Origin of the sequence: Wolbachia endosymbiont (group A) of Anoplius nigerrimus (assembly GCF_947251795.1) — a bacterium.
Taxonomy (GTDB): Bacteria; Pseudomonadota; Alphaproteobacteria; order Rickettsiales; family Anaplasmataceae; genus Wolbachia.
Window position 1 is genome coordinate 1244988 of record NZ_OX366385.1, and the last position, 21256, is coordinate 1266243.

Here is a 21256-nt window from a genome sequence, read left to right on the forward strand (position 1 = left end):
TATGACGGTGTCATCTAAGTAGCCCTCTTCTTGTCATCCCAGTACTGGGATCCAGAAAACTTAACTTTAAATAAGTGGCTGCATAATAAGGACTAGATCCCAGACTGGGATGACACCCTTCTGGTAGACAATGTTCGTACAGCTATGCGCGGTATAGATTCCGCTAACTAGTAGCGGAATGACGGTTTTTCAAATTGTAGGTAAACCTAAGCCACTTTAGCTATAACATCTTTAGCAATGTCTTCATAAATCTCTGCCAAATCTTCACTTAGCATTAAAGGATTTCCACAATCAGAAGCATGACATATTTGTGGATCCAGAGGAATCCTGCCTAGGAGTTTGATGCCCATCTCCTCAGACATTCTTTTTGCGCCGTCTTTTCCAAATATGTATATTTCTGAGCCGCTTTGAGTAAAATAGCTCATGTTTTCCACAATGCCAATAATCGGTATACTGAGCTTTTTAAGCATATCATAAATTTTGCGAGCATCGATTAAAGAGAGCTCCTGTGGAGTTGAAACTATTATCGCCCCGGTTAAGTTAAAATTTTCCATCAGACTTAAATGCACATCGCCAGTTCCAGGTGGTGTATCAACTATCAAATATTCTATATTAGGCCACCTTGTTCCCATGAGCAGATTATGAAGTGCTTTTGTGATCATAGGGCCACGCCATATCGCTGCACGATCTTTATCAATAAAATAGCCGATTGAAATAGTATGCAGGCCATACTTTTCTATAGGTATTGCTTTCCCATCCCGTATCTCTGGCTTTAATTTTTCAGCACCAAGCATTTTAGGAATTGAAGGCCCATATATATCTGCATCAACTAATGCAACTTTATGTTTCAACTTTGCTAATGAGAGAGCAAGATTTAGCGCAGCTGTGGACTTGCCCACACCGCCTTTACCAGAGGCCACAACGATTATATTTTTCACTCCTTCGATATGTAATTTAGCTTTTTGTTGCCCAGTTTGTTTTTGACAAGTAGTAACCACGGTCACTTTTGTCACCCCCGGTATAGCTTTAACAGCTTGCTCACAATTTCTTCTTAATTCTTCGTTTGCTTGCGTGTTACCGGCAACTTCAAGCGCAAAACCAATGTCCCCGCCTTTAATAATGATTGAGGATATTATGCCAAGAGCGATCACATCTTTACCGCTTTTTTGCTCTATGACCTTTTTTAAGTTCTCTCTTACAATTTCTTCGTTGATCATTAGACCTCTTACATAGCAGATCCCAGTGCGTACTGTACGAACATTTGTTTCGAAAACAGTATGTTAAATGTTATAGCAGGTTTTGCCTAGAACACAAGCCAAATACTGGTTCACTTTATGACAGTGTCATGAAAGTAGCCTCTTTCTTGTCATCCAAGTAGCCTCCTTCTCCTGTCATCCCAGCGCCCAGACACTGGGATGGCTTTGTTGCATAGCAACCGAAAAAATCTGGCAGTTACTGACAAAATTCATTATAAAATAGCCATTCAACTGTTGAAGAAAAAATATGCCACAAAAAATGAGAGTCAGTAACCAAAACGAATATAACAAATTTCTAGAAAAAAGAGGAAATATTTTTCGTTATATCAACGAAGCCATAGAAAATTGGTATGAAATTGGGCCAAAAATGCAGGGTGGCAACAATATTTACAGCAATAAAGTGGTGATTTTGATACATATAATAACCCATCTATTCAGAATAGGTTTGAGGCAAACAGTTGGATTTATAGCAGGATACCTTGAGCAAATTGGGAAAAATTTGCAAGTTATCAGCTATTCTCAGGCTTCAAGAAGGTTTAAGAAACTTAATATTAAGATAAATGATTGCAGAATTGATAAAGATAATATGGAAGATATCGAAATTGCTATAGATAGCACAAGCATCAGCATTTATAACAACACTCCTGGCCACAGCAAGGAAAATAGCGAAAATAGAAAGTATCGCAGCTATGAACAAGTAAAGAAACTACACGTAATGTTGAATATAAACAGCAAAAAAGCCATAGCTGCAAAATACAGCAGCGGAGTTTATTCAGATCACTATGGAGCTTGCGATTTGTTAGAAGAAGTTCATGCTGTAAAGGTATTATATGCGGATAGAGCATATGACAGGCATAAGCTTTACGAATTATGTAACAAGTTTGGTATAAAGACAAAAGTTCTTCCGAAAAACAACGCAACAGAGCACCAAAAATTGGATTACATGGATGATAGAAATGCTGCTGTTAGACTAATAAAGTCATATGATTGCATAAAAAAGTGGAAAGAAGAAGTAAATTATGGAAAGAGAGCTCACATTGAAGGGTTTTTCTCAAGATTAAAGCAAATATTTGGATTCAGCTTTAGGAATAAGTCCGAAGTAAATCGTGGAAAAGAACTACTCATTAAGTGCTATTTGCTTAATCAATTTACTGACATTGGTATGGCTAAATTCGAAATGGCTACATGAATTTATCGTAAATTACTACCGCATAAGGTGCGATGCAACAAAGCCCACTGGGATCCAGGAAACTTAACTCTACACCAAGTAAATGTACAATAAGAACTAGATTCCAGCGTCACGCGCTGGAATGACATCATAGGGGCACTGGTTCACTCTATAATGGCAGTGCTCCTTTCTTGTCATCCCAGTAGCCTCCCTCTCCTGTCATCCCAGTGCCCAGACTACTTGGATCCAGCTTCTTTTTTTCTAGATCCCAGTGTCAGCTACTCGGATGACATCATCCTTTTTTGGGATTCCAGTGTCAAGCACTGGAATGACATCATAGGGGCTACCTGCATAAGTGTTGAAAGTAACACAAGAAAGACATAAAGAACTATTATTGCAAGAAAATGGAGGCAATAATGGATCAAATAGAAAGAGTACTAAATTTAATAAAAGATGAGGATTTAGAAAGGCTAGGAAAATTAAGTGAAGTAGATAAATGTAATACTAAATTGTTGGGCAAGATTATATTTAAAGGTCTAATGAAGTTAATATTAATGGGGCAAAAAACAAGCCTAAGAGCGCTAGAAATGGTAATAAACAGGTGTATAATGGATAAGAATAGCGATAAAAGTACAGTAACATACAGTGGTTTGTCAAAAAGGTTAAAAGTTATAAATCCAGAATATTTTAAGGGAGTATATATTGATTTGATGAGCAAGATTAAAAAGCTATTACCCCAAAAAACATCAAATAACTTACATAAGTTTGATTCGACGATCATAAATTTATCGGGATATCTCATAAAAGATGGGCTAAAAATAGGCGGTAAAAGTAACGACAGTCAAGTTAAAGTGAGTGTAGGATTAAAGGATCAATTGCCGACAAGTATAAGATTTTGTAAAGGACAAGAAGAAAGTAGTGAAGATATAGCATTAGTGAGAGCAATTAATGAAGCTAAAGTTGAAAAAGAGGATATTTTATTATTTGATAGAGGAATCAGAAAAGTTGGAACTTTTGCCGAATTTGATGAAAAGGAGTACAAATTTATCACAAGAGTTAAAGTAGGAAGAAAACATGATGTTATAAGCAGGAACAAAGTTATAAGAGAACAAAAATCGGATGGATCAGAGATTTTAGAAGATATAATAGTTAATCTTTATCGTGCACGAGGTAAAGTGGCAGAAAAGCATGATCTACGGCTAATAAAAATCAGAAATAAAATTGGAGATGAAATATGGTTTTTGACAAACTTGTTTGAAATGCCAGCTTATGAAGTAACAGAGCTATATAGGCGCAGATGGGATATAGAAGTGTTCTTTAAATTTATAAAGCAAAATCTTGGATATAAGCACTTTTTAAGCCATACTATGAATGGCATGAAGGTACATGATTATTATTACGGCTTTGTTATTTCTTGTTTATAAAATCAAAAATAATCTACATGGGTTCAAAATAGCATTACTGCAATTCACATTGGATCTAAATGACTCTTTTATACGTTCGATTGTTTTACTGTCGGGAGGTAATTTACATGCCGTTGATCATCTCATATCACGTTATTTTTGATACTTTCAACACTTATGGGGCACTGGGATGACACCCTACTTAACCGTCATACCGCCGCGGTATCTCAAAGCATAGATCCCGCTAACACGTAGCGGGATGACGATTGTCAGGGTGTCATCCAAGTAGCCTCTTTCTTGTTATCCGAGTAGCCCCTTCTCCTGTCATTCCAGTGCTCCTTTTTTGTCATCCGAGCCCCTATGATGTCATCCCAGTGCTTGACACTGGGATCTCATTTCGTAACTTCATAGTATAAATTACTTCAAATTGTATCTATTTGCAAATATATAAATATAGTAATTTTGCATAAAAAATTAGATCCCAGTGTCACGCACTGGGATGACAAGAAGAGGGCTACTCGGGTGACATCATCCTTTTTTGGGATTCCAGTGGGCTTTGTTGCATCGCACCTTATGCGGTAGTAATTTACGATAAATTCATGTAGCCATTTCGAATTTAGCCATACCAATGTCAGTAAATTGATTAAGCAAATAGCACTTAATGAGTAGTTCTTTTCCACGATTTACTTCGGACTTATTCCTAAAGCTGAATCCAAATATTTGCTTTAATCTTGAGAAAAACCCTTCAATGTGAGCTCTCTTTCCATAATTTACTTCTTCTTTCCACTTTTTTATGCAATCATATGACTTTATTAGTCTAACAGCAGCATTTCTATCATCCATGTAATCCAATTTTTGGTGCTCTGTTGCGTTGTTTTTCGGAAGAACTTTTGTCTTTATACCAAACTTGTTACATAATTCGTAAAGCTTATGCCTGTCATATGCTCTATCCGCATATAATACCTTTACAGCATGAACTTCTTCTAACAAATCGCAAGCTCCATAGTGATCTGAATAAACTCCGCTGCTGTATTTTGCAGCTATGGCTTTTTTGCTGTTTATATTCAACATTACGTGTAGTTTCTTTACTTGTTCATAGCTGCGATACTTTCTATTTTCGCTATTTTCCTTGCTGTGGCCAGGAGTGTTGTTATAAATGCTGATGCTTGTGCTATCTATAGCAATTTCGATATCTTCCATATTATCTTTATCAATTCTGCAATCATTTATCTTAATATTAAGTTTCTTAAACCTTCTTGAAGCCTGAGAATAGCTGATAACTTGCAAATTTTTCCCAATTTGCTCAAGGTATCCTGCTATAAATCCAACTGTTTGCCTCAAACCTATTCTGAATAGATGGGTTATTATATGTATCAAAATCACCACTTTATTGCTGTAAATATTGTTGCCACCCTGCATTTTTGGCCCAATTTCATACCAATTTTCTATGGCTTCGTTGATATAACGAAAAATATTTCCTCTTTTTTCTAGGCTCTGTGGACAAAATTTTAGAGAAGCCATACAAGAGCTCCAACAAAATTGAGAAAACCCATAAAAACCTCAGCAGTTTTATCAAATCTGGAAAAAATGCGCCTAAAATTTTTAATTTTACCAAAAAAACACTCAATCAAATGACGTTCTTTGTAGATATGCTCATCGTAATACCTTTGCACTTTTCGATTCCGTTTTGGCGGAATAACTACTGTACATCCCTTGTCTTCAAGACTTGTAACAAAGGCATTGCTATCGTAGCCCTTGTCAGCTACTACAGTAGAGTTATAGATACTTTCGGTCAACACTTGTGCCTGCGTAATTTCATTTCTTTGACCAGGAGTCAGAGTAAATTTAAGTGGATTTCCAAGTGCATCGACAAGCGCATGTATTTTAGTTGTAAAGCCACCTTTGCTCCTCCCTAAAGCTTCTTGATCCTTGGAGTTTTTTGTATATCCAGATGAACATGGATGGGCTCGGATGATCGTACCGTCGATTATAGCAACTTCTAAATCAGGCTCTTGTTTAGTATATTCAAGCAATTTTTTCCAGACATCTCTTTCACACCATCTTTTAAATCGCTTATGTATACTCCTGTAATTACCATAAGTTTTTGGTAAAAGTCTCCATTGGCAACCACTTCGCACTATGTACCACACTGCCTCTATGAATATTCTTAAACGTTTTTCATCTTTGCTGTGCATTCCTTTTACGCTTTTTATGAACTCTAAAATTTGTTTCCAATTTTCCTCTTTGATGTAATATTGCATATGGTAGTTTCTCCATTTTTTACCTATTAGGCTAAACTACCATCTTTTTCTCTCTTTTCATATTTTTTGTCCACAGAGCCTAGTAGAGATCGCTTTTGTAATTGCAGTATTCGTGCAATCTTTAGCTATAAATATTAAGAAATTTACCAAACGAAAAAAAGGCAAAAGAAGCCCCGTGGTTGGCTAATTACTTACATTATACTTTCAAGTATGGCGTTTTTTTATTCTAAACGCTTAATAACCGCGACTTAGCTGCTTTTAAATGCAACTAACCTTAGCTATAAATGTTTAAGAAATTTACTAGGCAGAAAAAAAGGCAAAGAAAACCCGTGGTAGCTAGTTATTACACTCTCTATTTTAAAATTTGACGTTGGGTGATGTCTTGAACGCTTTATAAGCGCGTTTCAGCTTGTACAGGTAAAAACCTAGAAATTTGATAAAGACATACGGTGCACATAGTGCAAAGAATTAAACAATAGTACGCCAAATACAAGTTTTCTTGTCATTTTAATCTGCTGCAGAGATTGCGAAGTTAAATAAAATAGCTTCAGTTTTATGATAAGGGGGCTGGCGAAGCTTGTCAAGGAAGTTTTTTCGTTATAGTATAAAGGAGTCTTATTAAAATCTTCTCAATAAAGGAAAAGCAGCAAGGAGCGAACCAAAAGCGATAAGAAAGGATCCAAGCCAGATTATAGGCATTCCAGGTTTATAGTGCACTTTAGCTGCAATTTTGCTCTTACTCTTATCAATCTCTCCAATTACAACATAAATATCAGAAAGCAAATTGTGGTAGATACTGCTTTCAACATTTTTTTGACCTTCCACAAGGTAAAATCTATATTCAGGAGTTACTTCACCTAATATCTTATTATTCAGCAAATTCCTGATATCCATTGTACCTCTCACTGCATGGAAATTTTCTTCTTGTATTAATTCAATATTTCGTAAAGTAACTTTAAATTTATTGACTGTTATGCTATCCCCTATTTTTAAGTAATTTTCTTTTTTCTCCTGCCAACCAACTGAATAAGCTATACCAAGCACTAGAATTGCCACTCCAGCATGAGCTGCCATCATTGCATAGTAGGATTTAGAAACTCTTCTTGCTAATAAAATTGATTCACCAAATGCTACCTTAAATAAACAAATTCTTTTACTATATGCTTCTAAAACAAAGATTAATAATGCTATGGAGGTGGTAATCGATAGCACAATTATTAGCTCCATGTGAAAGATAAACGGCAAAATAGCTGCAGCACTACAGAATGAGAATCTGTATTCACGGAATATTGGCAATAGACTATTTCCCTGCCAACGGCAGTATTGCCCGATTATGGTGAGCACTAGAATAGCCAGTGCAATAGGATTAAATAAAGAATTGTAATATGGTGCTCCAACTGAAATTAATTCACCGGTTAAATATTCGAGCACTGTAGGATATAAAGTGCCAACGAACACGATGAAAAAGGCAGTGATAAATAATAAATTGTTCATTAACATCATCGTAAGACGTGAAAAGAATCTTCTACCCTCTGTCACTTGAGTAGCAGGTTTCTTTTCAGATTCCAGTGTCAAGCACTGGAATGACATCGCAGATGTGTGATTCTTTCTCGTAAATACTACAAATATTACTAAGCTACTGACTGTAATTACACCAAGTAAAGCTAATATATATAGTCCATACCTTGGGTCATCTGCAAACGTGTGCACTGAGGTGAGTATTCCTGAGCGGACTAGAAATGTTCCAGTTACACTCAATATAAAAGTTGTAAGCGTAAGTAAAATAGCGAAATTCCTTAAAGTATTGAAATTTCGTACAACGAGCAACAAATGTGTCAGCGCCACTGCAATTAGCCACGGCATCAAAGAAACGTTTTCCACTGGATCCCAAAACCAAAATCCACCCCACCCAAGTTCGCGATATGCCCACCAGCTACCCAAGCTGATGCCCAAAGTGAGCAGCGACCAAGAAATAAGTACCCAAGGCCTGACAATTTTAGCCCAAACATTTCCTTCAGTATTTGCAATTAATCCAGCTATAGAGAGCGAAAAAGGAACGCTAAATCCAAGGTACCCCAAATATAATATCGGTGGATGAATAGCAAGGCCTATATCTTGCAATATCGGATTAAAACCCAATCCATCTTTTTCAACGCTTGGCATTTTAGTGAAGGGGCTGGATTCAAGTAAAGTGAACAGTAAAAAACAAAAGCAAATCAGCCCATGAGTGATAAGAGATATTTTTTTTAATTTACTACCATTAGTTCGTTCTGGTGTCATTCCAGTGCTTGACACTGGAATCCAGTTTTTATTACACTGCCATTTGATGTACTCATTTGCAATTAAATTGTCTGGATCCCAGTGTCTGGGCACTGGGATGACAGAAGAAGAGGCTGGGATGACAGAGGGGGAAACTGGGATGACAGAAGGTATATAAATATCCATTAGTAATAAATACATGACAAGCACTAATGCCCAAAGCAACATGGACCCTTCTTTATTTCCCCAAACTCCACAAATCTTATAGATCAAAGGTTTTGTTGTGTGTGAGTGGTAATATACGTTTTCGAGTGAGAAATCATTTGTAATGTGGCAGTAGATCAAAATAGCCATTGATGTTGATACACAAAAAAATATGGCAGTGGTAATAAACCGACAAGAACTAAGCGGTAAAAACAAATATGTCAAAGACAATAAGCAGGCTATGAGTAGCAATATATTCCCAAGTTCAGGCATAAAAAATTATAGTTTTTATATAAACAATATTACTGATGACAAGTTAGAAGTTAAAGTGTTAATTGACGCTTGCTATTGATGCTAGCCTGTAGTTAGCTGTCTGGCATTAATTAAAAATTAAATATTAAGTATTTATACTTTTATAGATAGCGTTAATATTGAGGTAACATTGTGGGTACAACTAAGATTAGTAAATTTCCATTCAATATAAAAGGTAAAGTGGCAAAACAACATGCCGAACCAATAATCGAAAAAAATCTCTATACTATTTTAGGATTCAAAGATATAGAAGATTTTGAAAATAAGATAAGTAAACTTGTTAATAAAAAAGTTTGGCAATCATTTGTTGACTGCTTTGCAAAAGAAATAGATTATGCAGCAACCGAAAAAGTTGTAAAAAACATCGTTTGTAACATTGCAAAGAGTGATCGCGGTGATGCTTTTATCAAAACAGAATATCTCATGTTAAATGAAAAGCAAGATAATAAAAAGAGAGAAAAAGCGATTAGAAAAGCTATTAGTATTTTGAGAAAAATCAATCCAAAAAAAGCCTTTAATGAACTTTCAGTAATAAAAAAACAAGCTGAAGATTTTTTACAAACCGATTTTTATAAAGCTCAGAGTAAACCACTTCAAGGATTTGCTCCTTCTGGTGGACAGCTCTTTGTGGAAGTTCTGAAATATATAAAAACACTAGAAAAATTAGCTGAAGTTAAAAAGGAAGAGCTAGTTAAAGATTTCTTGTTAAATCATGTTAGTTCATTGAATAAAAAGTATCCTAAATCACAAGGCAAAAGGGAAGATGCTATAACAATACTATCAAGTGATGAGTTGAAGAATTTTTACAATAAAGGTGTAGAAGAAGGAATATTACAACCAATGGTATCTTACAAAGAATGCAGAAACCTGTATGACAAAATGAACCAAATGAAAAATGAATCCAAAAGTATAATTAAAAGAGAAGAACGGGAAGAAAATTTGAAGAAAATAGATAAGTCGATAGTCAGTGCAATTAATGACATAAAAAAACATAGAGAAGCAATCCTTAACTGTAAAGATTTTCAAAGTTCTTAGAGCATGTCTTCAAACTGAAGAATGAGCTAATTTGTGAAGCATAATAGTGATCATATTAAAGAAGATATAGTTTTTTGAGGTGAGAGGAGAATGCTCGTAATCTTTACTCATGCGCCTAAAATTGGAAAGCCAGGCAAAAGTTCTTTCAACAATCCAACGTTTGGGAATAACTTGAAATCCTGTATCAACTATTTTCTTGGCAATCGTTAATAAACATCCCGTTTCCAATAAGCATCTGTTTTGTAATTTACCTATGTACCCTTGATCAGCAAAAAACTTACGTAAAGTTGGAACTTTGCATTTAGCTTGGGCAAAAAGATTTAGAGCACTATCACGATCTTGAATACTTGCACTCTGTACTTCAGCAGCAATTACAAGACCCACAGTATCTACAATAATATGGCGTTTTCTGCCCTTTATTTTTTTGCCAGCATCATATCCTCTGGATCCCCTTTTTGAGTAGTTTTCACTGACTGGCTATCAATTATACCTACTGATGGAGTCTTATTTTTACCAATCATCTCTCTTACTTTTTTAACTAGAAAATCATGAATTTCTTGCCATATTCCACTTTTTTTCAAGCGCGAATTACAACTATATACGGTTTTCCATGGTGGAAAATCTTTAGGCAGTTGTCTCCATTGACATCCTGTTCTCATCATATAGCGGATTGCATTAATAATTGTTCTAATACTATGTTTTCTTGGTCTGCCGGTCTTTTTAGGTTCAAAATATGGCTCTATTGTCTTCCATTCTTTGTCACTTATATCGCTTGGGTACATCTTAAAATGTACCTTATACCATACTTCTTAACTTCTTTCTACTCAGTTTGAAGACATGCTCTTAGAACCTGTTCATAATCTTTTGAGGAACAAAGCAGTGAAAGCAAGAACTACCATTTGCAAACTGGTGTTGAGTTTACGCTCGCAATTTTTCCATAACCGTCTACATTTTTCCAACCAAGCAAAAGAACGCTCTACAACCCATCTTTTTGGCAATACAGCAAAGGTATGTAATTCACTGCGTTTTATTACCTCAACAGTTGCACCAATAGTTGCTTTTATTTGTGTTGCAAAATTCTCTCCCGTATAGCCTGCATCAACCAGTACATTTTTAACTCCCGAGAGGTTTTCTTTTGCATTTTCTACCATTCTCACAGCACTGCTACGGTCAGTTATCTCTGCTGTTGTTACATAAATTGCATGTGGCAAACCTTGCGTATCTACTGCAATATGGCGTTTTATTCCTGAAATCTTTTTGCCTGCATCGTAGCCTTTTTCTTCAGCAGTATCTGCATTTTTTACACTCTGTGCATCAATTATGCAGAAGCTGGTTTTTTCTTTCCGACCATTGTTTTGTCGGACTACGCCAACTATTTTTTTTTAACACCAGCTCCAGAACACTTTCTTTATTTGCATCTGGTTTTTCACTCCACTTCTTAAAATAGTCGTAACAATTGCGCCATTTTGGAAACTCTTTTGGTAGCATTCTCCACTGACAACCGCTTTTCAGAACGTATAACACTCCACAAAATACATCATACAAATCAAGTTTTCTTGGTTTTGTTTTTTTTCTACAGGACTCTAGATCTGGTAATATAATCTCAAATCTTTCCCGACTTATATTACTTGGGTATAAACTCCTCATATATCCTAACTTATATACATTATCTCTTAGTTTATTCCTTTCTTGAGATCATGTACAGGTTCTTACAGCTTCACTATTTTTACACGCTTCAGCATAGGTGAATGGGGTGTAAGTTGTTTCCTTGCCATTTGAATGTTTTATAATTATTCTCTTTTTTAGAATATCTTTCAAAATACCATTTTCCTCAGAGATTTTTAACACTACTCTCACAATGTCATTGTCTCTACGTGATATAGCATCTGTAAGTATTGTATGAGTTTCTTCTCGACCATCTGAATATTTTGTGGTCATTTCTTCATTCAGAACTTCCTTTAATAGTTTTTGTTTTTTGGCTTCTTCTAAAAGATCCTTTACAGCTTGATTATTCTTATGACTTATAGCATAATGTAGTAGTGACAACGTCTCCTCTCTACCCTGATACTCGTAAGTCATTTTTGTTAAAAGAATCGTGCTTGTGTTATAGCTGGACTTTTTGAATATTCTATTTCTAAACTTTTCTGCAACACCTCTCCCTTCCTCTACTTCTCTTGCTAGCTTTTGAATATTCTTTCTATCTTTATCTGTTAATTCATATATGTCACATACTAATGTCAGTTTTGACGTTTTCATAATGTTTTTCCCCTATGAAGATTTATTGATTTAGTTGTAGTAATTGAAATAGCAAACCGGTTAGGTTGCCTAGTTTGGTTCTTTCTTTCAATCAAAGGTATTTTACTGTTTTAAATTCCCTGTAAAGATTTAGCTTATCTTTTATATCTAAACAGAATTAACACGATTTGGCTTTTTGTAGATGAGTAATTCTCTAGGGATTATCCTATTGAATTCTATAATATTTTTTGCCACATTGTCTACAGTGCCCAGATACTGGGATCCAGCTTCTATGCAACTTAATTAAAAACGTTTGTTTTAGCGTAAGACAACTACCTTTAGCTCATCAGCTCAGTTATAAGCAAAATTTCTGGATTCCAGACTGGAATGACATCATCTGTTGTGCAATTTACCTTCGAAAATGAATGTTCGTACAGTTGTGCACGGTATCTCAGCATAGATTCCGCTAACGAGTAGCGGAATGACGGTTTTTCAAATCGTCAGTAAACCTAAGTCACTTTAGCTATAGAACTCAATTACATAAGCAAACCTTACTTATTTTACTATCCCTGTTTACTTCTTGTAAAAAACATGTTACTAATAAATTGTAGAATTTTCAATAGACAACGGAGGAAGTTTTGGCAGTTCCAAAAAGAAAAAAGTCGAAGTCAAGGCGTAATATGCATCGTTCTCATCATGCTATTGAGCCTAAGAATATTGTGGTATGTTCAACAACTGGGGAATTCATGTTGCCTCACAATGTAGCAGTCGATGGCAGTTACAAAGGAAAACGAGTTTTCATTAAGCAACAGGCAGAATGACTATTATGGTATGTTACCTGCGGTCAATAATCACATAGTTATTGCACTTGACGCTATGGGGGGCGATTTTGCGCCTCTTTCCGTAATTCAGGGTGCTAGTTTTTTTTTAGATAATCTTGTTGACCCAGGCATTAAAGTTCTTTTTCATATTTATGGAGATAAGGAAAAAGTATCTCCTTTGCTTTTGAAATATAAAAAAGTAAGTAACAATTCTGAGTTTACTCATTGTTCTGACAATGTCCTTGCAAATGATAAGCCATCTTTTGCGCTGAGACATCGTAAAGACTCAAGTATGAAAGCTGCAATTGTTGCAGTGAAAGAAGGTAAAGCTTTCGGAGTGGTATCTTCAGGCAACACCGGGGCGTTGATGGCAATTTCCAGATTTATTTTAGGGACATTACCAAATATTTATCGTCCTGCTATTGTCTCTATCTGTCCAACTAAGACAAAAAGCTTCGCTTTGCTTGACCTTGGTGCAAATGTTGATTGTAATGCCGACTCATTATTTCAATTTGCATTAATGGGAAATATATTTGCAAAAGTAGCGCTAAAAATTGACAATCCTGAAGTTGCTTTGCTAAATATCGGCACAGAAGAAGTTAAAGGTAATGACTCAGTGCGCGGCGCTTTTGAGTTGCTTAAAAACGCTCCAGGCATTAATTTCAAAGGGTATATAGAGGCAAGTGAATTTTTAGAGGGCAATATAGATGTGATTGTTGCTGATGGTTTTGTTGGCAATGTAATGCTCAAAACGGCTGAGGCAACCGCTAGTACCTTTATCAATCTAATAAAGCAGGAAGTATTCAACTCGTGGATAGCGAAAATGCTTGTTGGTATATTGTTAAAATCCAAACTAAATAAAGCATTAACGCGTTTTAATCCCCAAATTAGAAGTGGAGCTATGTTTTTAGGGCTAAATGGTATCATCATTAAAAGTCATGGAAATTCTGATGCTATTTCTTTTGCCCATGCCATAAAATTTGCAGTAAATGCAATTAGTGAAAATTTAAATCAAAAGATAATTAACGGGGTAAGTCATATTGAATAAAAGTTTCATATTAAGCACTGGATCTTACCTACCAAGAAAAATGCTGAGTAACAACGAAATTGCATCGATAGTTGAGACAAGCGATGAATGGATAAGGCAGAGAACAGGAATAGTTCAAAGGCATATAGCAGATGAAGGAGAATTAACGTCAGATCTAGCTGTAAATGCAGCAAAAAGTGCTATAGAAAAAGCTAAAATTTCAGTGGATGAAATTGACTTGATTATAGTTGCAACAACAACGCCTGATAAAACTTTGCCTAGCTGTGCAACGATTGTACAAAGTAAGTTAAAATGTAAAAACGCATTTTCTTTTGATGTACAAGCAGCATGCTCTGGTTTTATATATGCAGTTACAGTTGCTGATTCGCTCATAAAATCTAACAATAGAATTAAATATGCGCTCGTTATTGGTGCTGAAATAATGTCTAGGATTGTTGACTGGGAAGATAGGTCAACTTGTGTACTCTTTGGTGATGGTGCTGGTGCAGTGATAATAAAATCGGAAATGGGTAGCAGCGGCATCATATCAACAAACTTACACTCTGATGGCAATGTGGACATATTATGTACGAACGGAGGGACATCCTCTACTGATGATTCTGGAAAAATATGCATGAATGGAAGAGAAGTGTTTAAACATGCAGTGGATAAGTTAACAGCCTCAGTAGAGGAAACACTAAGATGCAATAATTTGAAAATCACTGATATTGACTGGTTAATTCCCCATCAAGCAAACATTCGTATTATTGAAGCAGTAGTAAAGAAATTAGATTTTCCTATAGAGAAAGTGATTAATACCGTTGATAAGCATGCAAACACCTCAGCAGCGTCAATTCCACTGGCCTTAGACTATGCGATACAAGAATCAAAAATAAAATCAGGAAATCTGGTACTGCTGATTGCAATAGGTGCAGGTCTCACATGGGGTTCCGTGTTGCTGCGCTATTAGACTTCCTGCATTGTATCTGTTCAGCAGAGTGGCAAAATAAGGTAGACGAGAAAAGACAACTATAGGAACAAATGGGTGTCATTCCAGCGCCTCTATGATATCATCCCAGTGCCCTGACTACTTGGATCCAGGAAAAAGGATGGTGTCATGCAAGTAGCCTCCTTCTCCTGTCATCCAAGTAGCCCCTTTTTTTGTCATCCGAGTAGCTGACACTGGGATGGCTTTGTTGCATCGCTACTTATGAAAGGCTAACTATAGTTAGAATTATAAGCAACCTATTGAAAATCTTGTTTTTTTGCAATCAATCTGATCAAATTTAAGAATAGTAATTTATTATTTATATTAATAAATTTAATTCTATTGAAAATAGCTAAAGCATTGAAATTCTTGAATTTTAGCCAGATTAGTGAGTGGTAGTGAAATTTCTTTTACTCAAATTTAGGTATTCACTGACCGTTCTTATTATAAATACCAGAATAATAAGCTACTGATATTCTCCATCTTTTTTATCTTTAATCCATCATAGCTAGCGATGCAACAAAGCCATCCCAGTGTCAGCTACTCGGATGACAAGAAAGGAGCACTGGAATGACAAAAAAAGGAGCACTGGAATGACAACGAAGAGCTACTCGGATGACAAAAAGGGGCACTGGGATGACATCACAGGAGCACTGGGATAACACCTGTAGCCCTACGTCATACCGCGATTCATTCGCGGTATCTCATCCGCTAACAAAAGATCCCGCTAACATGTAGCGGGATGACGATTGTCGTTTAGCTATAAACATTAAGAAATTTACCAAATGAAAAAAAAGGCAAAAGAAGCCCCGTGGTTGGCTAATTACTTACATTATACTTTCAAGTATGGCGTTTTTTTATTCTAAACGTTTAATAACCGCGATTCAGTTGCTTTTAAGCCGCAACTAATCTAAATTATAAACATTAAGAAATTTACTAAACAAAAAAAAAGGCAAAAGAAACCCTAGGGTAGCTAATTATTCACTATCCATTTTTTAAGTTGGCGTTTTTTAATGTTTTAAATGCTTTATAAGCGTATTTCAGCTTGTATAGGTAAAAACCTAGAAATTTGATAAAGACATAGAGTGCACATAGTGCAAAAAATTAAACATGAGACGCCAGATACGTGAGTTTTTTTGTCATTTAATCTGTACAGAGAAGATAAATAAATAGCTTCATTTTCATGATAAGGGGGCTGGCGAAGTTTGTCAAGTAGGTTTTTCACTTCTGCGGACTACTTGAATAATTGCTACAATGTTTGTACAATTGTGCGTCATGCGCTGCCAAACACTGGTTTTTATATGGCTATACAAGAAAAATTAAGGCTTAAAAGGAAACTTAAGCAGCTAATAGGGCCTAAGCCTTCTTAATAAAACATAAAAAGCCCCTTTACCACCATGTTTTTTCGTAGCTTGCTGGTAGTATAGAACCATATGCTGGATTTTAGTGTCATTTAACCATTTATTTAAGTTACTCTTTATAGTGTCTGTTTTATTTGTTGCACTGCCGTATCCCGTAATTACCAATAAACATCTATTTCCTGCTCGATAATTTTTGATAATAAAATCTATCAATTTACAGTAAGCATCCTCTATACTATAGCCGTGCAAATCGAGCTTATCGCTTATAAAATATTTACCCCTATCAACTTTTGATTTTGTGTTTTTGTCAAGACAAAATGATGAGTTACCATTATTGGTATTAAGAAAATTCCTTTGTAAGTCGGAGGTACCTTTATCAACCATAGACTTTATATTTACTTTATGATCAACTTTCAAAGTAACTTTTCCACATTCTATTGGCTTAACATTTTTTTGCCAATCCAACTCATCGTCCGACATAAACGCATTAATCGAATTGTATAATTTTACAACAATATCCAAACATAGTAAAATGTTGCTTATTCTATAAAAACCCGATTTTCGATAATACGATGAAATCGTCAAAAACTAATGAGAATTTTTGGCTGTATGGAAAGCACACCTGCATGTCAGCACTGAAGAATAAAAATAGGCGGTGTATAGAACTGTTAGTAACAGAAAATTTCTATAGAGAACATGAAAAAGAAATTAGGCAATGTGCAAATAGTAAGGGCATTAAAGTTCGATTAGTAGAAAACAAAATACTTAATGACGTTTTATCTAAAGGTGCTAACCATCAAGGAATTGCTTTAAATGTTGCCCCTATTCTTTATAACTTAAGCATTGAAGAAATAGCTGAAAGCTCGAACGATAGCTCTACCATAGTCATTTTAGATCAAGTCACTGACACGCACAATATTGGATCAATTTTAAGAACTTCAGCTTGTTTTAATGTCGACGCATTGGTTTTACCACATAATCATTCACCGAGTGAAAATGCATCTATTGCAAAAGCAGCAAGTGGAGCTTTAGATATTGTTCCGCTAATATACGTTACAAATATAGTAAAAACTATGCAGTATTTGAAGAAGGTCGGCTACTGGTGTTACGGGTTTGATTGCAATGCTGGGGAGGATATAGAGGAAATAAAGAGCTTTGGAGAAAAAAGAGTGATCGTTTTTGGTTCTGAAGAGAAAGGAATGCGGAGGTTAGTTAAAGAAAATTGTGATTATCTTTTAAAAATCCCAATGTCAAACGTAATTGACAGCTTAAATGTTTCAAATGCAGCAGCAATAGGACTATACTCCATCTACATAAAACAAAAATAATTGCACATTAGTTGCAACAAAAAATGATTTTATACTTGATAAAAATGTGGTTTTATATTATAATGTGTTAAATAATGGACAAAAGGAGTTATATTATGTCTTACATGAGAAATGAACAGGATATTCGCTCTCAGGGCGTTTATTATAGCGCTGGGCTCAGAAGTTACCTAACTAAAGTATATAACTACATGGCTTTAGCTTTAGGCGTTACAGGGCTTGTTGCGTTTCTAACGGTATTTTCTGGTCTTTTTCAGGTAATTCATTATAATCCTGTGCTGCGATTTGTAGTAATGCTATCTCCTTTTGCGCTGGTGTTTTACATGTATTATAAACTTCAACACTTAAGTGCTCAGTCCACAGTTACTATATTTTTTCTTTTCTCAGTATTAATGGGGCTTTCCTCATCTTATATTTTTGTAATTTACACTGCAGAAAATATAGCAAGAGCATTTTTCATTACATCGATCATGTTTGGCTCTATGGCTTTATATGGTAATACTACAAAAAGAGATCTTACAAGTATGGGATCTTTCTTGATGATGGGAGTCTTGGGAATAATTATAGCATTGATAGTAAATTTCTTCCTTAGAAGCAGTCCACTTTACTTTGCAATATCATTTATATCAGTAATAGTCTTTACCTTGATGACTGCATATGATGCTCAGAGAATCAAAGATGTTTATTATAAACATAATGACGGATCAGAAGTTGCTACTACTAAATTAGCAATACTCGGTGCAACTGATCTTTATTTTAATTTTATTATTATGTTTAAACATTTACTCAGGTTACTTAGCAATAGAGATTAAATGTTCTCCTTTCTAAGGAGAAATGATAAAAATTCTATAGTCTTCTTTTTAATATCTTTAGTTGTGTTGATGCTGTGTCTTGCATATGCATCGGTGCCACTATATAGCATTTTCTGTAAAGCCACTGGATATGGTGGCACAACAAGAAAAGTAACTAATACAACAATAAGTGCAACTGACCAAAAAATCAGGGTTCACTTCAATGCTGATATAATGTCCGATCTACCTTGGGAATTTAAATCAGAAACTAACTACGTTGATGTAAACATAGGAGAACAAAGTTTAGCATTTTATTACGCAAAAAATCTATCTGATCAGCCTTCATTTGGTATGGCAGTATATAACGTTACGCCTTTCAAAGCAGGTAAGTATTTCAATAAAGTTGCATGCTTTTGTTTTGAAGAGCAAATGTTGCTACCAAAACAAAAAGCACCTATGCCCGTATCTTTCTATATAGATCCTGAGATAATGCTTGATAACAATACAAAAGATTTGAGCGAAATAACACTATCATACACGTTTTTTAAGCTTAAGTAACAGAATGTTTGCAAACCATGTCATTTCAAGTAATCAATAGGGTGTCATCCGAGTAGCTGACACTGGGATGGCTTTGTTGCATCGCACCTTATACTGGTAGTAATTTACGATAAATATCATGTAGCCATTTCAAATTTAGCCATACCAATTTCAGTAAATTGATTAAGCAAATAGCACTTAATCAGCAATTCTTTTTCGCGATTTACTTCGGATTTATTCCTAAAGCTGAATCCAAATATTTGCTTTAATCTTGAGAAAAACCCTTCAATATAAGATCTTTTCCCATAATTTACTTCTTTTTCCATTCTTTCACGCCATCTTCACCGTATAATTTTATTAACCTAATAGCAGCATTTCTGTCAGACATATAATCTATTTCTGGATGTTCTGCCGCATTGTTTATTGGTGGAATTTTTGCCTTTATATCATATTCGTGACACAATTTGTAAAACTTGTGCCTATCATATGCCCTATCTGCATATAGTGCTTTTATGACATGAACTTCTTTAAGCAAATCGCAAGCTCCATAGTGATCAGACCGTTACTGTATTTTACAGCTATGGCTTTTTTGCAGTTTATATTCAACATTACATGCAATTTTCTTGTCTGTTCATAGCCACTCTGTCAGCGCTATTTTCCTTCAGGGGTATTGTTGTAAATGCTGATACCTGTACTATCTATAGCAATTTCGATGTCTTCCATATTATTTTCTGCAATCATTGATCTTAATATTAAGTTTCTTTTGATGCTTGTGAATAGCTGCAAATCTCTTCCTATTTGTTGCAGATATCCTTTTATAAACCCCACCGTTTGTCTTAAACCAATTCTAAAAAGATTGACAATTATATGCACCAAAATCACAATTTTATCACTGTAAATATAGTTGCCGCCTTGCATTTTTGGACTATTTTCATACCAATTTTCTATGGCTTCATTGATATAATGAAAAATATTTCCTCTTTCCTGGAGAAATTTGTTATATTCATTTTGGTTACTGACTTTCATTTTCTGTGGCATATTTTTTCTTCAACAGTTAAATGGTTATTTATAATGAATTTTGTCAGTAGCCACCAGATTTTTTCGGTTGCTATGCAACAAAGCCATTCCAGCGTCACGCGCTGGAATGACAGGAGGTAATGCAAGAAGTCTATTGATTGTGAAAACAATAACTTTGCAAAATATTAATTGTTAGATAACATAATCAAAGTTTTTATCTTACATTCATCATGGTTAGAGCTATACAAATAAAAAAAACTGGGGGACCAGAAGTATTAGAATTTGTAGATAAGAATATAGGTGAGCCAAAAGGCGAGGAAGTTTTAGTACGTCATACAACTATCGGCTTAAATCGTTATGACTTGGAGCACAGAAAAGGTACGCGCAAAATTAAAAATTTACCATCAGTGCTTGGAGTGGAAGCAGTTGGGGTTATTGAAAAGCTTGGTAAAAAAATCAGTGATGGATTCAAAGTTGGAGACAGAGTTGGATATTGCACAGCTCCTCCAGGGGCATATTGTGAAAAGCGCATTATACACCAGAAATATCTGATAAAAATTCCAGATGACATATCTGATGAAGTTGCTGCTGCAGTGCTGTTTAAAGGTATGACAGCTCACTATTTAGTTAATCAATCTTATAAAGTTAGGCCTGGTGCTTTCGTGCTAGTTCATGGGGCTAATGGTGGTTTAGGACAAATAATATGCCAATGGGCAAAGGATAAAAAAGGTGTAGTGATAGGTTCTGTAAGCTCTGATGAAAAAATGAAGATAGCTTTACAAAGTGGCTGCACATACGCAATAAACTACAATGATAAAGACTTCGTTTCTAAAGTTATGGAGATTACGCAAAACAGAGGAGTAGGTGCAGTGTATGACCCTATAGGTTACGCTACAAGCAAGCTTTCTTTTGAATCTTTAGGCAGGTTCGGCATATACGTTTCCTATGGGCAGATATCAGGTAACGCTCCTATTAGTTTTTCTTTACTTAGTTCACGTTCGTTATTTGCAACTGGAACCTCAATATACCATTATAAGCATGATAGATTCACATTAGTGCTTACCACAATGGAAATCTTCGAGATGATAAGAAAAAAACTTTTAACTGTACGGATCAATAAAAAATATAAATTTGATGAAATAATTCAAGCCCATCGCGATATGGAAAATAGAAAAGCAAGTGGGTTAAATATTATCAAAATCTCTTAAATAAATTAGTAATTAAAACTAACCATTCATTAAATTATATCAACTAGA

At 35.2% G+C, this 21256-nt stretch carries 20 protein-coding genes and 1 pseudogene; 11 read left to right on the plus strand and 10 right to left on the minus strand.

Translation table 11 applies throughout. The features are described 5' to 3' along the window. Nucleotides 1–206 precede the first annotated feature (206 nt). Nucleotides 207–1217, minus strand: a complete 1011-nt coding sequence (locus OPR26_RS06725; protein ID WP_265015827.1) for an Mrp/NBP35 family ATP-binding protein — start codon at nt 1215–1217, stop codon at nt 207–209. A 286-nt stretch (nt 1218–1503) separates the two neighbouring features. Here OPR26_RS06725 and OPR26_RS06730 point away from each other — a divergent pair, with 286 nt between their 5' ends. Together OPR26_RS06730 and OPR26_RS06735 are read left to right on the plus strand one after the other, a co-directional pair. Beyond that, complete coding sequence (locus tag OPR26_RS06730) at nt 1504–2445, plus strand: IS5 family transposase (protein WP_265015625.1); 942 nt, start codon at nt 1504–1506, stop codon at nt 2443–2445. 383 nt (nt 2446–2828) lie between these two features. Next, a complete protein-coding gene (locus OPR26_RS06735; RefSeq protein ID WP_265015549.1) occupies nt 2829–3848 on the plus strand; it encodes an IS4 family transposase in 1020 nt (339 codons plus the stop codon). 576 nt (nt 3849–4424) lie between these two features. Here OPR26_RS06735 and OPR26_RS06740 read toward each other — a convergent pair. From OPR26_RS06740 to OPR26_RS06750, 3 genes are all read right to left on the minus strand, one after another. Beyond that, on the minus strand, nt 4425–5348 hold the full coding sequence (locus tag OPR26_RS06740) for an IS5 family transposase (protein WP_265015828.1): 924 nt from the start codon (nt 5346–5348) through the stop codon (nt 4425–4427). After that, on the minus strand, nt 5336–6088 hold the full coding sequence (locus tag OPR26_RS06745; protein WP_264702259.1) for an IS5 family transposase: 753 nt from the start codon (nt 6086–6088) through the stop codon (nt 5336–5338). Before OPR26_RS06745 ends, OPR26_RS06740 begins: the two co-directional genes overlap by 13 nt. A gap of 618 nt (nt 6089–6706) precedes the next feature. Further along, nucleotides 6707–8803: a heme lyase CcmF/NrfE family subunit gene (locus tag OPR26_RS06750; RefSeq protein ID WP_458694327.1), complete on the minus strand. Its 2097-nt coding sequence runs from the start codon at nt 8801–8803 to the stop codon at nt 6707–6709. On the opposite strand from OPR26_RS06750, the gene OPR26_RS06755 reads away from it, so the two are divergent. After that, nucleotides 8724–8903: a hypothetical protein gene (locus tag OPR26_RS06755; RefSeq protein WP_253302580.1), complete on the plus strand. Its 180-nt coding sequence runs from the start codon at nt 8724–8726 to the stop codon at nt 8901–8903. The two genes, OPR26_RS06750 and OPR26_RS06755, sit on opposite strands and share 80 nt — an antisense overlap. A 92-nt stretch (nt 8904–8995) precedes the next feature. Next, nucleotides 8996–9898: a hypothetical protein gene (locus OPR26_RS06760; protein WP_265015829.1), complete on the plus strand. Its 903-nt coding sequence runs from the start codon at nt 8996–8998 to the stop codon at nt 9896–9898. Between the two features lie 9 nt (nt 9899–9907). Here OPR26_RS06760 and OPR26_RS06765 read toward each other — a convergent pair whose 3' ends face one another. The 4 genes from OPR26_RS06765 to OPR26_RS06780 all read right to left on the minus strand — a co-directional run bounded on the left by OPR26_RS06765 (nt 9908) and on the right by OPR26_RS06780 (nt 12154). Then, the gene (locus OPR26_RS06765) at nt 9908–10318 is read right to left on the minus strand and encodes a transposase (protein ID WP_320157296.1); all 411 of its coding nucleotides are present in this window, start codon (nt 10316–10318) and stop codon (nt 9908–9910) included. Then, nucleotides 10315–10680 (minus strand): transposase, encoded by a 366-nt coding sequence (locus OPR26_RS06770; protein ID WP_264731180.1) that lies wholly within the window; start codon nt 10678–10680, stop codon nt 10315–10317. Before OPR26_RS06770 ends, OPR26_RS06765 begins: the two co-directional genes overlap by 4 nt. Nucleotides 10681–10752: 72 nt before the next feature. Further along, a protein-coding gene (locus OPR26_RS06775) for an IS5 family transposase (RefSeq protein ID WP_264705175.1) occupies nt 10753–11545 on the minus strand; the annotation gives its coding sequence in 2 pieces (ribosomal slippage) (nt 10753–11280 and nt 11282–11545; 792 coding nt in all). Nucleotides 11546–11593: 48 nt separating this feature from the next. Further along, on the minus strand, nt 11594–12154 hold the full coding sequence (locus OPR26_RS06780; protein WP_265015830.1) for a WD_0033/WD_0034 family tandem repeat-containing protein: 561 nt from the start codon (nt 12152–12154) through the stop codon (nt 11594–11596). 617 nt (nt 12155–12771) lie between these two features. Between OPR26_RS06780 and rpmF the strand changes: the two genes are divergently transcribed. Genes rpmF through OPR26_RS06795 form a run of 3 tightly spaced genes read left to right on the plus strand, consistent with a single transcriptional unit; the run spans nt 12772 to nt 14951 of the window. Beyond that, complete coding sequence (gene rpmF, locus OPR26_RS06785; protein ID WP_041573607.1) at nt 12772–12954, plus strand: 50S ribosomal protein L32; 183 nt, start codon at nt 12772–12774, stop codon at nt 12952–12954. Nucleotides 12955–12964: 10 nt separating this feature from the next. After that, nucleotides 12965–14002, plus strand: a complete 1038-nt coding sequence (gene plsX, locus OPR26_RS06790) for a phosphate acyltransferase PlsX (RefSeq protein ID WP_265016306.1) — start codon at nt 12965–12967, stop codon at nt 14000–14002. Beyond that, nucleotides 13995–14951: a beta-ketoacyl-ACP synthase III gene (locus OPR26_RS06795; RefSeq protein ID WP_265015831.1), complete on the plus strand. Its 957-nt coding sequence runs from the start codon at nt 13995–13997 to the stop codon at nt 14949–14951. Before plsX ends, OPR26_RS06795 begins: the two co-directional genes overlap by 8 nt. Nucleotides 14952–16315: 1364 nt before the next feature. On the opposite strand, the gene OPR26_RS06800 is transcribed toward OPR26_RS06795, so the two are convergent. Continuing rightward, nucleotides 16316–16810 (minus strand): Smr/MutS family protein, encoded by a 495-nt coding sequence (locus OPR26_RS06800; RefSeq protein WP_264707379.1) that lies wholly within the window; start codon nt 16808–16810, stop codon nt 16316–16318. 92 nt (nt 16811–16902) lie between these two features. Here OPR26_RS06800 and rlmB point away from each other — a divergent pair, with 92 nt between their 5' ends. From rlmB to OPR26_RS06815, 3 genes are all read left to right on the plus strand, one after another. Continuing rightward, nucleotides 16903–17658: a 23S rRNA (guanosine(2251)-2'-O)-methyltransferase RlmB gene (gene rlmB / locus OPR26_RS06805; protein WP_265015832.1), complete on the plus strand. Its 756-nt coding sequence runs from the start codon at nt 16903–16905 to the stop codon at nt 17656–17658. Between the two features lie 95 nt (nt 17659–17753). Continuing rightward, entirely contained in the window at nt 17754–18467 is a 714-nt protein-coding gene (locus OPR26_RS06810) for a Bax inhibitor-1/YccA family protein (protein ID WP_265015833.1), read from the plus strand. Further along, complete coding sequence (locus tag OPR26_RS06815; RefSeq protein ID WP_265015834.1) at nt 18468–19004, plus strand: cytochrome c oxidase assembly protein; 537 nt, start codon at nt 18468–18470, stop codon at nt 19002–19004. It begins immediately after the preceding gene. 116 nt (nt 19005–19120) lie between these two features. Here OPR26_RS06815 and OPR26_RS07600 read toward each other — a convergent pair. Beyond that, nucleotides 19121–20009: pseudogene (locus tag OPR26_RS07600) on the minus strand (IS5 family transposase). A gap of 221 nt (nt 20010–20230) precedes the next feature. Here OPR26_RS07600 and OPR26_RS06835 point away from each other — a divergent pair. Further along, nucleotides 20231–21208, plus strand: a complete 978-nt coding sequence (locus OPR26_RS06835; RefSeq protein ID WP_253302313.1) for a quinone oxidoreductase family protein — start codon at nt 20231–20233, stop codon at nt 21206–21208. The last annotated feature ends 48 nt before the right edge of the window (nt 21209–21256 follow it).

Excerpts from the sequence above, each read along its gene's own strand:
- OPR26_RS06835 (WP_253302313.1), top strand. The coding sequence starts at position 20,231 with ATGGTTAGAGCTATACAAATAAAAAAAACTGGGGGACCAGAAGTATTA.
- OPR26_RS06800 (WP_264707379.1), bottom strand. The coding sequence starts at position 16,810 with ATGTCGGACGATGAGTTGGATTGGCAAAAAAATGTTAAGCCAATAGAA.
- OPR26_RS06810 (WP_265015833.1), top strand. The coding sequence starts at position 17,754 with ATGTCTTACATGAGAAATGAACAGGATATTCGCTCTCAGGGCGTTTAT.
- plsX (WP_265016306.1), top strand. The coding sequence starts at position 12,965 with ATGTTACCTGCGGTCAATAATCACATAGTTATTGCACTTGACGCTATG.
- OPR26_RS06755 (WP_253302580.1), top strand. The coding sequence starts at position 8,724 with ATGGCAGTGGTAATAAACCGACAAGAACTAAGCGGTAAAAACAAATAT.
- OPR26_RS06770 (WP_264731180.1), bottom strand. The coding sequence starts at position 10,680 with ATGTACCCAAGCGATATAAGTGACAAAGAATGGAAGACAATAGAGCCA.
- OPR26_RS06725 (WP_265015827.1), bottom strand. The coding sequence starts at position 1,217 with ATGATCAACGAAGAAATTGTAAGAGAGAACTTAAAAAAGGTCATAGAG.
- OPR26_RS06740 (WP_265015828.1), bottom strand. The coding sequence starts at position 5,348 with ATGGCTTCTCTAAAATTTTGTCCACAGAGCCTAGAAAAAAGAGGAAAT.
- rlmB (WP_265015832.1), top strand. The coding sequence starts at position 16,903 with ATGAAATCGTCAAAAACTAATGAGAATTTTTGGCTGTATGGAAAGCAC.
- OPR26_RS06745 (WP_264702259.1), bottom strand. The coding sequence starts at position 6,088 with ATGCAATATTACATCAAAGAGGAAAATTGGAAACAAATTTTAGAGTTC.
- OPR26_RS06735 (WP_265015549.1), top strand. The coding sequence starts at position 2,829 with ATGGAGGCAATAATGGATCAAATAGAAAGAGTACTAAATTTAATAAAA.
- OPR26_RS06815 (WP_265015834.1), top strand. The coding sequence starts at position 18,468 with ATGTTCTCCTTTCTAAGGAGAAATGATAAAAATTCTATAGTCTTCTTT.
- OPR26_RS06730 (WP_265015625.1), top strand. The coding sequence starts at position 1,504 with ATGCCACAAAAAATGAGAGTCAGTAACCAAAACGAATATAACAAATTT.
- OPR26_RS06780 (WP_265015830.1), bottom strand. The coding sequence starts at position 12,154 with ATGAAAACGTCAAAACTGACATTAGTATGTGACATATATGAATTAACA.